The 15617-nt window shown below is 40.1% G+C and carries 8 protein-coding genes and 1 pseudogene; 5 read left to right on the forward strand and 4 right to left on the reverse strand.

Annotated features, from left to right (window positions below; translation table 11 throughout):
* Nucleotides 1-141: 141 nt before the first annotated feature.
* The 3 genes from RM049_RS31965 to RM049_RS31975 form a co-directional block, all read right to left on the reverse strand.
* A complete protein-coding gene (locus RM049_RS31965) occupies nt 142-798 on the reverse strand; it encodes a WD40 repeat domain-containing protein (RefSeq protein ID WP_322707036.1) in 657 nt (218 codons plus the stop codon).
* The gene (locus RM049_RS31970; protein ID WP_322707037.1) at nt 746-3292 is read right to left on the reverse strand and encodes a DEAD/DEAH box helicase; all 2547 of its coding nucleotides are present in this window, start codon (nt 3290-3292) and stop codon (nt 746-748) included. Before RM049_RS31970 ends, RM049_RS31965 begins: the two co-directional genes overlap by 53 nt.
* Before the next feature lie 105 nt (nt 3293-3397).
* Nucleotides 3398-8404, reverse strand: a complete 5007-nt coding sequence (locus tag RM049_RS31975; protein ID WP_322707038.1) for a RecQ family ATP-dependent DNA helicase — start codon at nt 8402-8404, stop codon at nt 3398-3400.
* Between the two features lie 420 nt (nt 8405-8824).
* Here RM049_RS31975 and RM049_RS31980 point away from each other — a divergent pair, with 420 nt between their 5' ends.
* Nucleotides 8825-9175: a hypothetical protein gene (locus RM049_RS31980; protein ID WP_322707039.1), complete on the forward strand. Its 351-nt coding sequence runs from the start codon at nt 8825-8827 to the stop codon at nt 9173-9175.
* A gap of 541 nt (nt 9176-9716) precedes the next feature.
* Nucleotides 9717-10208: a thermonuclease family protein gene (locus RM049_RS31985; RefSeq protein WP_322707040.1), complete on the forward strand. Its 492-nt coding sequence runs from the start codon at nt 9717-9719 to the stop codon at nt 10206-10208.
* Nucleotides 10209-10528: 320 nt separating this feature from the next.
* Here RM049_RS31985 and tnpC read toward each other — a convergent pair whose 3' ends face one another.
* The gene (gene tnpC / locus RM049_RS31990) at nt 10529-12001 is read right to left on the reverse strand and encodes an IS66 family transposase (protein WP_322707041.1); all 1473 of its coding nucleotides are present in this window, start codon (nt 11999-12001) and stop codon (nt 10529-10531) included.
* 17 nt (nt 12002-12018) lie between these two features.
* Here tnpC and RM049_RS31995 point away from each other — a divergent pair.
* From RM049_RS31995 to RM049_RS32005, 3 genes and pseudogenes are all read left to right on the forward strand, one after another.
* Nucleotides 12019-12750, forward strand: a pseudogene (locus tag RM049_RS31995) (transposase); the annotation flags it as partial.
* A 365-nt stretch (nt 12751-13115) separates the two neighbouring features.
* On the forward strand, nt 13116-14141 hold the full coding sequence (locus RM049_RS32000) for a cyclic nucleotide-binding domain-containing protein (RefSeq protein ID WP_322707042.1): 1026 nt from the start codon (nt 13116-13118) through the stop codon (nt 14139-14141).
* Nucleotides 14142-14155: 14 nt separating this feature from the next.
* On the forward strand, nt 14156-15607 hold the full coding sequence (locus RM049_RS32005; protein ID WP_322707043.1) for an NHLP bacteriocin system secretion protein: 1452 nt from the start codon (nt 14156-14158) through the stop codon (nt 15605-15607).
* The last annotated feature ends 10 nt before the right edge of the window (nt 15608-15617 follow it).

Here is a 15617-nt window from a genome sequence, read left to right on the forward strand (position 1 = left end):
AAAGGCTTAGTTTAATTTCATCGCCAGTTTTATTGAAGATCATATCCGCCACCATGCGATTGCTTTAAAAAACTAGACCGGAAGACAGGAATTCAGATTTGACACTTTTCTTAAGTTTTAGATTGTAGTTAAACAATGCAGTTATTTAAATTGCCAAATATGTATAATGCTATCCTCATTGCTACTAGCAAGGGTTTTACCATCCCGGCTCAGAGCAAGCCTTAAAACAGAACTCGAACCATCTTGAAAGGTATGCAACGGCTTTAAACTCTCTAAGCTCCACAGTTTAATACTGCCATCATAATTGCCGCAAATCAGAATTTTTCCATCGGGGCTGATGGCAAGAGATTCAACTGAACTAAAATTATCAGCAAACTCATGCAGCAGTTTTCCACTTTGAAGATTCCATAACTTCAAGGTACTAATTGCACGATTTCGAGAAACTAGCTGACCAAAACTACCACTAATAAGCTTTTTGCTATCTGAAGTAATGGCAATAGCATCAACTCCGGTTTTGTGTCCTTTGAGAATATGGCGTGTTTTTTTGGTTTGTAAATCAATCAGCCTAATTGTATTATCATCGCCACCTCCAGCACTTACAAGGGTTTGCATATCAGGGCTAAATGCAACTTTACTCACAAATCCTGAATGTGCAGTAATGGTATCAAGCAACTTAAGCGTGTGTAAATCCCAAAGCTTGATTGTGCGATCGTCACTGCCACTAGCAATCAATCTACCATCTGAACTAATCGCAACGGTTTCTACTGGTTGGGTATGCCCACTGTCGCCCTTTAGCATAAGGAAAAGCAGTGCTACTCCACAATGATTGATAAAGTTCTGGAACCTCACCTCCATTGTTGGTCATAATTTCTTGTTTGTATTTATTGACAGTTATTTGCAGCGCTTTCTGTAACGGCTCATTTAACTCTACTAGTACGCAAGGCGCTTGGTATTTTGTGACGTATGCCTCTGAAAATGCGATTTCTTTTTGAAGTTTTGTCACTTCTGCTGCACTCAGCGCCTGCTTACACAATGAACAGCTTTTTCCTTCAAGTGGTTTTTTATAATTAGCACAACGTTGGTTTTTGCAGGTCATTCCGTAGGTACGCTTCATCAATCTATAACCAATTACAGAATTCGTAATTTCTCCCCAGACAAGAGTTAAACGTAAACGAGCATCTTTGATATTAGTAGGGATAATTTTAGATTCCGCCAAGGTAGAAAGTGGTTGAATATCTAATTCTGACTCCGCTTCAGTAAATAAATCTGTATCTTTTCCTAAAAATGTTAGTATTGCTTCTCCTTTGTCAGAATTTAGGTTTTCGCTACGGTATGCTATTAATTGCCCACTTTCATCTTGCACCATATATATGGCTTCGGGAAATACTTCTCGATGGGCTAACGGTAGCGACATACTTTCTAAAATTTCGCCCGTATGTTTATTAATTAGAGAAATTGACCTTTGAGCGCTGCTTCTGATATTAATTTCTTTATGAGGATAACCTCTTCCCCAGAGTTTTCCGTTACCACTTAAGAAAATTTTGTTTTGTTGTAAAAGAGAATCTGCCACTGCCCCGGCTGTTTTTCCAAAACGAGTATTCAGTTCTCCTAAAGTTAAACTACTTTCAATGCAGCCACATTCTAAATGTTTACCTAGAATTGTTGGATAGTCAGGGTTAAATGCAGCAGATTCAACTTCTCCTGATAGTAACTTTTGGTTATGTCGAGCGTAGTATACATCAATCGGGTTTTGTCCTAATGGCAGATAAATCACTAGCCCATGCTGTTTGCGTCCGGCTCGACCAACTCGTTGCCAAAATGACATTAGGCTACCTGGAAACCCCCGAATCAAACAACAGTCTAGTTCGGGTAAATCAATTCCTGCTTCTAGGGAAGAAGTTGAAATAATTACCTTGATTTGTCCACCTTGGAGCTTTTGAATAATCTCGCTACGGCGATCGCCTGTTAACGAACTGTAGAAAACTGCTACCTTTGAGGTTAAATAACCTAATCCAATGCGTTGTGTTTCTCGTTGGATTAACCCAAGTAAACCTTTGACAGCTGCACGAGAGTTACAAAAGACAATTCCACTCAAGTTATGCTGCAACCAAGAAATCACTATTTTAGTAGCTTCAACATTAGCTGCATTGTTTGGAGCCAGAGATAATAAGGTACGTCCTTTATAGGGAGCGCCACTATCCTCAATCAGGTGTAATCTTTGAGTTTGATGGGTTCTGCCGCTAAACCGCAATGCCATATCTTGAGGATTTCCGATCGTGGCACTAGAACAAATAAATTGCAGTCTTTGGGAATTACCACCAACTGCATCAACTGCTAACCTTAGCCGCCGCATGAGATTAGCAAAGTGTGCCCCAAAAGCCCCAGTATAGGTATGGCTTTCATCAATTACACAGTAGCGCAACTGTCTTAAAAACTGTCGCCATCCTTCTGCATCATCCCGACGGCGCACATTATAAAGATAGTAATGCAATAAGTCGGGGCTGACTGCCAAGATGTTTGGAGGGTTGGGGATAAAAAAACGCTGCCGTTCAGTAGCTGGTGTATCTCCTGTCATCAATGCGAGTTTAAGACGAGTGTTAGGCATTGCCTTGACAAGCGACTGCAACTTTCGCATTTGATCTAGGGCCAACGCCTTAAGTGGAAAAATATATAATGCTGTTGTTTGCGGTTGCTTAATACACGATTCCAGGATAGCCAGGTTGTAGCACAGCGTCTTCCCGCTTGCTGTAGGCGTAGTGATACTCAAGTCAAACCCAGCACGTAACTTTGTTAGAGCTTCTAACTGGTGAGAATAAATCTGGGTGATACCGTTATTCTGTAACGCTAAACGTAAAGCAGTTGGTAAATCGCCCGGTAAGGGGTAAGTTATCCCTTGGTTAGCATTTTTAATATCTATCGCCCTAATGCTTGTAATCAGTTCTTGTGCTACAGACTGAAATACTACCTGGGGGATTTGTTGAATCTGCTCCCCAATTGTTGTAACTGCGGCGTTGTTCTCTTCAAGAAATGATGTGGAAGAAACTAAGTTGGCGTTACTTGCTTTAATTGATCCCAAAACTAGAGCTTGCTCCCAATCTCCAAATTGAGTTGGCTTAACCTCTTCAACAAACTTGACAATCAACCGTCTGCCCAATAATGCCATTACCTCCCCAACTCCATACTCCGGTGAGTAAACATATCTACCTGCACTTAGCCATTCAGGGGGTTCTGGAACAGTTTGGTTAGCGGCACGGATAATTGCGGCGTAATCGGTTGGTTTGTTATCAGTCACAAATTTATGTTTCTGCTAGCAGTAAATTATTTGTTACTGAATGTCAGTATAAACTTAATGAATTTACTCTGGCATTTTCGTTGCTTGCGTTGCCTATCCAATTTATTATCGGCATACGCGAATTTGCGGAATTACAACGAACCAATCTTCTGTTATATTTCCATTGACTTCATCTCTTCTTAAATGACGATATATACTTCTGACTATAACTTCACTTGCCTGAAACTGAAATTGTCCAGGCTTGAATCCTTTGTAAGCTAATTCAGCATTCGCTTTTTTTGACAAAGCTCCAATCATTTGCCCTTGTGTTGTAAAGATATCCCAACCGTTATTGTATCTGTTGCTCTGGAATTTGAGTGGAGTACCTTCTTGAAGATGAGTTATGATATGTTGGCTATTTTTAGTAGAATGATGTCCTAAATAAACATCTCCTGGACTCAGGTCGGAATAGAACATCTGCCGTGGCAGAGAGGTTGTCGCAGGGCTTAAAGATTTTGTATTTACACCTGATTCCATCACAAATAAACTTTGTCGTGTGGAACATAGAACTAATTCTTCCTTAGCACGAGTCATTCCCACATAAAATAATCGCCGTTCTGATTCAGTTTCATTTGAAGAAATTCCAAAACCGTCTACTAACTGAATAATTTTTCTAAACTCTAGCCCCTTTGCACCATGACAACTTGTAACTAGAACCGCTCGATCATTTAATATTACTTCTGGACTTTCATTGAATTCAAATAAAGTAGTAAGAACATCAGCTACACTAATGGGAAGAGCTAATTCTCCAGAATCAAATCCTCGTTCTTGGTCAATGTCATGGGCAATCTTGAGCAAGACTTTGACTGTATGTTCTTGCGAACTACGTTCCCATTGAGCAAAAAGACTGAGAAACCAAGCTTGTACGGATTCTTCTGGTAGAAGAATTTTCTGATTCTGGCGCTTTAATTCTTCGATGAGCTTACAGGTTACTAAATTTTTAATAAGTTGAAATCCATCTGTTTTTAAAGAATAAGTTGTAATTCTTACTCTTTCTAAAAGTAATCTAGTGGGAACTAAGTTATCCCAATGACGAGCAAGGATAGCAATTTCATTGTGACGTATTCCCTGTTTGATCCATGACTGAATGCGCTGCTGTATCCAAAGTGCTTGCGAGTTAATATTATTAAAACTATAAGCTTCAACTGCTAAACCTTGATATCCACTACGGTAGTTATCAATTCTTACCTGTTCTTCAGGTATAATTTTGCACCGCTTTTTATTATTGTTAATTAACTTGTTGGCAGCTTGAATAATTGACTCTGTAGAACGATAGTTTTCAATCAGTAAGAGGCGTTTTGCTTTATACTCTTCCTCAAATTGAAGGATATATTTTGGATCGGTATGTCTAAACTCATAAATATTCTGGTCGTCATCTCCAATGACACAAAGATTTATTTGTACTGAGTGACTTGCATCTTCTGACTCATTTAACCCCGCAATTAACTTAATTAAGCGATATTCTTGTTCGCTAATATCTTGGTATTCATCAACAAATATATATTCTAATTTTCCTAATAATTGAATTCGTCGTGCCTGAGTATCTTCATCTGCATCTTCAAATTCTTCGCCTTTTTCAATTAATTCGCAAGCTTCAACCAAAAGCCGATCAAAATTTATTGTCTGAGTTCCTCTGTATTCACCTACCGTCCGTCCCAAAAGTGATAAGGCTAAACCGTGGAAAGTAAACACCCGAATTCGTGATGCTTGTTCGCCAATCAAATTACGCAACCGCAACCGTAATTCTCTAACTGCATTACGGTTGTAAGCTAAAACAAGAATACGCTTCGGCTCAACTCGCTTAACCTTTACAAGATAAGCAATCCGGTGAACAATAGTTCTTGTTTTACCAGAGCCAGGGCCTGCTATCACTGCCATTGCTGCGTCTGGAGCTAGAACGATTTGTTTTTGGCCAGAGTTAAGCGGTTCTAGAATACGGTTGTAATCTTCTGGAAGAATCGGTCTGGTAATCTCTTGTGCCAAAAATTGGTACTTTGAAACGAATTCTTCTTGATTTGTGCCAAAGTAATCACTAACGAATTGGTGACGTTGTTCTACTGACTTTAGTTTTCCATATTGCACCATGTAATGAGTGCGACGAGTTTGTTCAGCATAGTGAGCTTCAACTTCATGGTAATGGCGTTTTACTGTGGAAACACTTGCATTTTTTATTACACGGATTTTCAACGACTGTTGAAAGAGATTTAGCCCATCACTTAATCGAATGATTTTTCTCTGGTGCAGCCACAAAAGAATAACTTCTAACTTTTCGTTATTCCAATCAAGTTGAATTTTTTGGGTAACTCCTTTAGCAAGTTTACCTAATTCGTATTTTAGAGGTAATCTTGCCCCTGTTGTATCTCCCAATGCTTGATATAAAACTTCCAATACTGTAGTTGTGAGAATTTTATGCTGAGGTAAATGCTCTGCAACTCCCATTTCTCCTAAGCGAACCACATCGCTAGAAATTCTACTTAACTTTAGCCATTTTTGAGCAACCCAACCTTCCAAAATATCTATGATGCTGGATGCTTTGATTTTTTTACTATTGTCTGGGTCAATTCGAGAAGCAAGCCCACGCAGATTTATTTGTATTTCATTTTCATTACCAAACAACTCATTAAGCACTTGGAGTAATTGGTCTTCTAACTGGCGAATGCGTTCATGATTATTACGGGCATCTCCTCTTACACCCTTAGTAATCACAAGTGTAATGGGTATTTCAAAAGAACAGACTTCAGCCTTTTGCAGTTCACGGATTCTAGCAGTCAAGTCATGTAAGCTAATTCCAGCTTCATCACTGAGGCGGTCGAGAGGAAACGGTTGATCGTTGCTATTACAATAAGCTTTCGCAATGTGCATTGCTTGAATCAGCCGCTCAAAGTTGTCCGCTTCAAACCGGGATAAATCCTTCATCCGGCTGTATTTCTCAAACTGCTCTATAGACTCAGCAAAGGTATTATGCCTTAATTCAAATTCGATAAAGCTTGAAAAGTTCTCGGCTCGTTCTAATAAACCAAATTTTTCTAAGTAATGCAACCCTGCTTTTATTTTAGTATTTTGCTGCTCTGATTCTTCTCCAAACTCCTCATCAAAGTCGCCCATTTGATAAATTTCATTGGTTGTCACCCAAAACCAATCATCTCTAGCGCTGCCAAAAGTAAGATCGCGGATATATCTGGTCGAGATCAAGACATTTTTTAAATCTTGTTCGCTCAGTTGGTTCAAACTTTGCAATCTAAAAACTGTATCAGCATCTTTTGGATCGAAGAGTAAAGTACAAATTGATGGCTCTCCATCACGTCCTGCCCGTCCAGCCTCTTGGATGTAACCTTCTAAATTGGCGCTCATGCAATGGTGAATCACAGCGCGTACATCTTTACGGTTGATGCCCATGCCAAAGGCACAAGTTGCAGTAACTACATTTAATTTACCTGATTTGAACTCTTGCAAAACTTGTTGTTTTTGTTCTTTTGCAAGTTTCCCATGATAATATTTAGCTTCAATGTGACTTTGTTTAAGAATTTCTGCTAGCTTTTGGGCATCTTTACGTGTAGTAGTGTAAATCAGGGTACTACCACCTAGTTTAAGAGCTTCTTTTACTTGATTCAACAAAACTTGCTCTTTATTCCCTGCTACCGGAATCACATTAAAAGTTAGATTATCTCTTGTTGTTGCCCCATCAATTGTACGATTAATATTTAGTTTGTGTTGGGCAAATAGCTCTTTAATATCTTCAATAACAGCAACTGTTGCTGTTGCTGTCATCAAAGCTAACAAAGGCATTGTAAGCTGGCGCTCTTGATATAATTCATAAATAAATTTCGGGATGTAACGATAATCAGGACGAAAATCGTGACCCCATTGGCTAACACAGTGAGCTTCATCAATCACCCACAGAACCGGAGGGCGTTGTTCTAACAATGCCCGAATACTCATTGACCGCAATTGCTCTGGACTGATATACAGCAGACCTTTGGAACCAAAACGCAGTTCTTCAAGCCGTTGGCGGCGTTCTGCTGCTGAGAGATTACCATTAATGAAGGTGGCGAAGAAAAACCCAGCTTGTTCTAAATCTGCTACCTGATCCGCCATTAATGCTTGTAGCGGCGAAATCACGACAGTCAGCGCTTTGTGCCTTTCGTGGAACATGAAAGCTGGCAGTTGATAGCATAAGGACTTGCCACCACCAGTAGGCATGAGAACAAGCGGACGCTCATTATTAATAATTGCTTGCACAGCTTCTTCTTGCAAAGGTCGAAAACTGGGAATTTCAAAATATTCCAAGTAAGAGCTAATAGCAAATTCATCTGTACTTAAAGGGCGCAAATTCTCAAGTACAGCTTGGAAACCATTTAAATGTCTGAGCCAATCACAAAAAACCTGCTTCGATTCATTGACATTGCACTCATAGTTCCAAGCCAGTAATCCCGCCACGCATAATCTTGTCTCAAAATCATAAGTTTGTGGACTAGACCATATCTGCTGCAAATAGGATTGATTTATTCCTTTTAGCATTGTCTGTGGCAGCATTTCTATGGTAGGTTGTTCAATCTTCAAACCAAGGCGATCGCTGAAAAATTGTTGATATGCAAGGTCTGCATCATCGCAACCACAAGTTAGGAGCCAAATATATACCTGTTGTACTTCATCCGGCTTTTTAAATAGTGCTTCTAATTGTTGACCAAGTAATAATCGAGTTGCCTGTGCGTCTTCTAGAGGATTATTACTTGAATATTCACTTTGCTTATAGTCTTTATTTAGCTTATGCGAATGCTGTAGGGGGAAAGCGAGTATTGATAGTTCTAAAGTGTCAATTATATGCCAAGAAGATAATTGAGGTTCTTGCTCAATTAGATAAGGGTAATCAAAGCGGCGGAAGTTATGACCGCATACTGCTAAATTACTATTTTTTAGCTTCCTTATTTCTTCGTAAGCTTGGTTTAAAGATTCTTCCGAAAAGTCCTTTGTTAAATTAGGAGATACTAATCCTATACGAAATATCTGATTTTCATTGTTAACTTCTAAATCTAAATAAGTATAAAATGATTCAATAATAGATAAGTCTTCCATATAACCCTTAATAAAATTGCCCAACCGCACTTTCAATTATCAAAAATTGTTAACTTAGCGTACCCTAACTTTTTCAGAAGATTTTAGAGCATTTATTTATTAATTAAGTAGTACAAAACTACTATTAAGTAACTCACGAATGTATTGCTACTCCTGTTGCATAGCCCTGCAATTTGTAGCGTTTCGGCTAACGAATTAGAGCCAATGTTTTCACAAAGTCTTGCTTTAAGTTTTCCCTCCACACGTGCTTTTCTAACAAAAGGAGCTGCTATAGTGAGGCTGATATTAGTTTTCAAGAAGAATTGCTCAAAAGCGACTTGGCTAGAACGCAGCAAGGTGGGGTGGAATGCCCGAATCAAATAGCTTTTAAGAATGCCCAGAGGTTAGCGATCGCTTGCTTCAAAGCAGTACACTGGTACTATGCCAAAACTTCCAGAGTGCGTTCACTGCCAGTTCTATTCCCATGACCCCCACATCATCTGTGCCGTACATCCGGCGGGGGTTAACGGTAACACTTGCATAGATTTTCGAGAAGACCCCAACGCCGAACCAGTAGAACTGTGGGAGCCGGAGGGGGCCACTTATTACAATGGCGAGTTGGTTGTGCAGCCCCGCCAGAGATGGACACCAGAGGAACAGTTAGAACTGCTCGACACTCACCCAATGTTTACTGGCAAGTGTCCCCAGTGCGGATATGAATTTGACCGGGATTACACCTCAAGGGTGCATTGGGATTGCCCTGAGTGCGGCTTTCTGGATGATAGCGTGTGAGCGAACTGGCAACTCTCGGTGTCAACCCTTGGTATTATCCTATCTTTGGTGCGCTCTTGACATCCTCCCACCACTGATTCGGAGTACCGAATGCAGTAGTGGGAGGATGTCAATACTTGTACCTACTACCCAGCAAAATGTTTTTGCACTGCCTCTGGGCTTTAGCGAGGCAAACAGCAACCCAAAGCCGGAAAGCACAACACAGTCATAGTAAATATCTTTACCCATCGCCTTGTTCAAGTTTTATTCGTGCTAGTGATATTACTAGCCAGTTGCCTTTTGCCCTACCAAGCACTGCATTAATGGTGTAGCGACCACAGTACTCTTACAACTGGCTGCACTCCGACAACAGAAGTAGGAATTTCGGCTGTGTTGTTCACACAATCTTCTGTTTGTCTTTGCGTCTTGTTATGTTTATTAAAACTGCAACTGAAATACTTTAGATGCCAATTTGCCAAAATACTTAGAAGTTTCTTTTATTCTAGATTTAACCTCGGTGCGGTTAAGATTGTGGTTTCTTGCATCACGTATCCTCAGCAACATGAACTCATTACAGAAAACTGGAATCATCTTTGCTGCCATTGCCCTCTTTAGTACTACTATTTGGCTTATCACCTCTGAGAAAAACTCATCCATTGCTCTAACTGAAGAATGGACATTTATAGATGTAACAGATGCCCAAACCATGACCCTCCGCCAAACCGATGGCAACCAAATGCAAGTTTGGCTGTGTGGCATTGAAGCGTCAGAGTTAGGTAACGAAGCAAGAGAAAAACTGCGGTCGCTCGTTGCAACTAACGAAAATCAAGTGATGGTCATTCCGGTGGGGAAAAATGAGCAGGGGCGCACTGTTGCAGAAGTAATGGTTTACGGTCAAGGTGAGGCTGAGATTAGCTTTCAAGAAGAACTGCTCAAAAGCGGCTTGGCTAGAACGCAGCAAGGTGGCGTGGAATGCCCGAATCAAATAGCTTTCGAGAATGCCCAAAGATTAGCAAAGGCATCAAAGGTTGGAATATGGAGACAAATGAAGTGACATTTTTTCTAGGTGTGTTATAAGTGTACAGATCGATTGGTTAACAATAAATATTTGCTGAACTAGGTCAAGGACAAATCCATAAGATGTATCGCTCATATATTAAGTTTGTTACATTTTCTACATTAGGGACTTCCAAGAAATAAATTACTCAATAAAAATCAAAAGCCCACATTTTAACAATAATGATAATCATTATGAGGGGGTAAGAGGTGGTTGCCGTCGGCAACCACCTCTTACCCCCTCAAGTATTCATGAAAAACTTTGCAATCTGTAATAAATTCCAGATGCATGATAAGAATTAGTGTAAGGATTCAGGTCTAATATTGCGGAAGTAAAGAAGGGCGAGAGTGAGAATTATTAGAATCAGCAATTAGAGCTTGCACAAAAAAATCAATCACAGACCGACCTTGGCGGCGACAAGTCTGTACCACTGTCAATAAATTAGCGGTGTGTTGAAACCGCTCCATTGAACGGGAGCCACCACTAACCTTACGTTTTGTCACAGCTAAACGCAGCGATCGTTCGGCCTGATTATTATCCGGGGGAACTTCAGGATGTTCCAGGAAGTACCACCATTGATGAGCTTTATCGCGTAAAGAGCGTAAAAGTTGACCTGCGGTAGCTCCTGCCTTATCAATCCATTGAGCAATTGAGGAATGCAACCTGGATTTGAATTGATTGACCCAATCGTTGTAACTGGCGCACTCAAGAGTCTCAAACCATTGAGCATAATTCTTAAAAGCTTCATCAATTAAGTCAACAAAAGCTTCGCCGATGGCTTGGTTGTGAAGACCGGGAAGTTGAATTAATTTTTTGAAGTGACGGCGTAGATGAGCCAAACATTTCTGTTGGGCAAAAACTGGATAGCCATTGTACACACTAAAATCGTCGCTGCTGATTACCCCGGTATATTCAGTTCCTAAAATGGCTTCTAGTTCGGCTCTGGAACGAGTGTCAGCAGCAGTAAACAGACAGAACTCAGAGTTAGCAACTACCCACAACCATTCTTTAATCCCTTTAACTGGCCAAGGTGTTTCATCTATATGAACGTTAGGTTGTGTCTGTTTTACCCAACTACTTAATTCAATAATGCTCGGTTCAATTGCTTGTTGTATTCGTTCATTAGTTACAACTAACGTCCCCAGCCCAATATCGATTTGCCCCAGTTCCCACAACATTTCTTGTTGTTTCTCATAGGGCATATGTGCATAATTATTTACCCATCCTAAAAATGCCTGTAACGACGTTCCTAAATCTTGTCCTGGAATCATGTCTTGTGGCCAGGCGGCTGTTTGTAAATTGCCACAACACTCACACACGCAGGTTTGGCGTTGATACTCCACTATTTCTATGGGTCGTTCCACTAGTTGCGCTATCGCGTGTTTCTCTACTTTTACTGCCACAGACGCAAATGCTTTTTGACCACAGTAAACACAATCCTCTGGACGTAAGATTTCATAGCGATCTACTCTCCCAAAACCCTTACGGGTTTTGCCCTGATGTCCTGGTTGCCCGCCTGGTTTCTTTTTTGGCTGATTTGATTCCTCTTGTGGGGATACCTTTTTGTTTTCGCTCTTTTTATGGATGTCTCCAGACGGTGGTTTCGACGAATTAGAACTGTCTAAATCTCTACTGACTTTTAAACGCTCTATTTCTTGCTGTAGTTCTAGAATGATTTTCTGTAACTCACGTATTACCTTGCTCTGCTCAATAATTATCTCTACCAGTTCTTCCTTCGACAACTGGTTCAAGCTTTCTCGGTCTAAATCTTGAGGCAGGTTTTGGTTCATATTTGTGATACTCTACCTCAACTGTCCCCTTTGTCAATACTCTGCCACCTGAATCCTTACCAAATTTTGAAGCCTCATTACTGAATTTACTACCTGCCAGAACTCTAATTTTACTTGACAGAGGTTTTTACCATTTCCAATTTTTGCAACAACTTATTAACCAAGAAGTTAATTTTATTACTCGTTTAAAAGCCAAAGCATCTATTAAATACTTAAAGATTTTTAGCTATGACCATTCTCTTAAAGGCCGATTGATTCAACTTGGAACTGTTCATCGTGGCACACCAGTTTTAACTTTACGCTTAATTGAAATCAAGGTTGGTAAAACTAGTTATTCTTATATTACTTCTGTTCTCGACCCGGCGATATTACCTCCTTATGTCGTGGCAGATTTATATCGAAGAAGATGGAGAGTTGAAGAAGCTTTTTACTCAGTTAAACGTTTATTGGGGCTGTCTTATTTGTGGACTGGTTCTATTAATGGTGTCAAATTACAGGTGTGGGCTACTTGGCTATTTTATGCAGTATTAGTTGATTTGGGAGATGCGATAGCTGATGAATTAGCTTTACCATTTGACCGCATTTCTTTGGAAATGATTTTTCGTGGCTTGTACCATTTTAGTGTCGCCTATGACAAAGGTAAGGCGGATGACCCTATTAAGTACTTTGCTGCCAAAGAAAATCAAGATTTAGGAGTAGTTAAAGCCCTGCGAAAACCACTCTCCATACTGGATTTATCTCCTTTTCCCGCACCCTCTTGACAAAAGTGCAATCATTCTAACCTCTCACAGATGGACGTTGGTGAGAAATCTGACGCGAAGATTCGTTTTGGCAGTTTTTGTGTTAGAAAAGCTACTGCTTAGGGAAAGCTTAAAGTAAGACTTTGTTTTGAACACTTTGATTGTAATTCATCAACCGAACGATACAAATTACACAACAAAAGTGGCAACACATACATAAGTTGAATTAATAGTACAAAAATACTATTTATTGACAAATAATTACTTGTTGCTATAGATGATTTTTCCAACTAACAACGTTTAAGCCTTCTCTGAGCGTACAACCTTATTAATTATGTTTCTAAACGAGTTTTTAATTAACAGCCCAAATCAATATGACTCAGATATTCTCTAGCTTTGATAATTTTCAGAATTTACAAGCAAGCGATTTCGAGTGGATAGAGTCAATGGCTCAAGCCGAAACCTATCAACCTGGGACAGTTTTAATAAAAGCAGGTAAATTTTCTCCTTTCATCTATCTCTGTTTAAGTGGCAATCTTACAGCCACTTCTACCCAAGCAGATGACAGCAAGCAGCAATTAATGGAGATATCAGCTGGCGAACTAATTGGCGAAACTTCCTTACTAGACGATCGCCCAGATTTATATTCGGTCACAGTTACCGAAACTGCCCAATTACTAACCATACCCAAACACAATATCGAACACCGTTTGCAAAGCGATCGCGATTTTGCAGCTAGTTTCTATCATTTATTATCGATTAACCTGTCAGAACGGTTGCGGAAATTAACTAATTTGATGGGCAAACAAAACATCAGAGAAGGAGAACCATTACGGAAAGTTCTGGTTGTCTTTGCGGTTCTTAACGACAGCGATATCTCTTGGATGGTAGCTAATGGCAGAGCCGAAAAAGCAGCATTGAATACTGTTCTAATTCAACAAAATCGAGAAGTACCAGCCGTTTATCTTTTATTAGAAGGGTTAGTCGGCATTTACTTACAAATAAATAACAATTATGGAGTCCAAGAAAAGGAGATTGCCAAACGGGTTAAAGGCGAGATTTTAGGCGATATGTCGTTTGTTGATGGCGGTACAGCTTCGGTAACTGTCAAAGCCCTAGAAAATGCCTGGATTCTAGCGATATCAAGACAAACCCTAACTGCTAAGTTAAAAGCAGATCGAGCATTTGCCAGTCGTTTTTATCGTTCTATTGCCTTGACTTTATCCAATCGCTGTTTAGATTTATTAGCAAGGAGTAGCACTGCTATGCTCTCATCCGAGACAGTAGAAATGTTGTCTGCCGATATTGAAGTTGAAGACGAACTCGATTTAGATATGTTGGCAGGAACAGCGATCGCAGGTACTCGTTTTGACTGGATGATTAATCAACTCCGCCGCTAACTAGATCAAAACAGATGCTTTTTAATCGAAATAATAAAAAAGAGAGCATTTTCCGCCAAGAATCTTTAGAACGTCTATCCTCGCCGGAACGCTTAGATCGGTTAATGCAAGTGGTTAACCCGAAAGATTGGCTGGCGTTGATCGCGTTGAACGGTTTAGCAATTGGCGGCGTAATCTGGAGCATAGTTGGTCGCATTCCCATTACCGTTGACGGTCGAGGTATATTTATTCAACCTCGTCAGGTAGTTGAGTTTCAATCATCTATCGCCGGACAAATTCAAGCTTTAAATGTTGCTAGCGGACAATGTGTCAAGAAAAACCAACTCCTCGCCACAATTTATCCGGCTGACTTGCAAAAACAGTTACAGCTAGCGCGTCAACAGTTAGCTCAATTGCAAAGACAAGCTCAAGATACCTTGGTTTTATCCAAACAACAGCTAGAAACAGAAAGAAATATCATTGCTGCCAATCGCACCAGCTTGCAACAACGTCTCCAAGATATTAGTGCGCTTGCACCGCGACTTAGAGATAAAGAACTAACGGCGATCGCTCAACAGCGTCAAAGTTTAGAACAGCGTCTTCGAGATGCTCAAACTTTAGTACCAGTGATGCAAACAAGGCTCAAGCAACGACAAAGTTTAGCAGATGCGGGGGGATTATCAAAAGATTCGTTGCTGCAAGCCGAACAAGAGTACGTGCAAACACGTCAGAACCTTGCTGATATTCAAGTTCAACTCAAACAACTAGAAGCTCGCAATAGCGAAGTTGAGCGCACTTATTTAGAACAAATTCGTTCTATGAGCGACGTTCAGATTCAGTTAGGAGAACTGAACGCTAAAAGTAAACGCTTAGATCGAGAAAATTTAGAAACTACAAATCAAAGGGATAAAGAAATTGCCGCAGTTAACCGAGATATTGCTAGATTAGAGCAGCAAATAAAAGATAATAGTCAAATCTTAAGTCCCCAAGCTGGATGTATTTTGGAGTTAAATACAACATTGGGGCAAGTGGTTCAACCTGGAACTCGATTGGGAATATTGCGTATAGGTAGCACTCAGGAGTCAGCTAAGGCGATCGCTTATTTTGCGATTAAAGAGGGCAAACAAATTCAGCCTGGAATGTCGATTTTGATTACTCCCGATACAGTCCAAAGAGAGCGATTTGGGGGAATTGTGGGAAAAATTACTCGCGTTTCGCCACTACCAGTAACTCAAGAAGGAACTGTTTCGGTAATTGGCAATCCAGAAGTTGTTAGAAGTTTGATTGGTGAAACTGGCGCGATCGAAGCAACTGCTAATCTTACTAACGATCGCAGCACTGTTACTGGTTATAAATGGTCATCTTCTCAAGGCCCAAATTTAAAAATTACTTCGGGAACTACAGCTTCAGTTCGAGTCACCATCGAACAAAGAGCGCCAATTACTTTTGTACTGCCGATTTTACGAGAATTTACTGGAATCAAATAATTTATATTTT

The organism is Nostoc sp. DedQUE04 (genome assembly GCF_034530995.1).
GTDB lineage: Bacteria > Cyanobacteriota > Cyanobacteriia > Cyanobacteriales > Nostocaceae > Nostoc.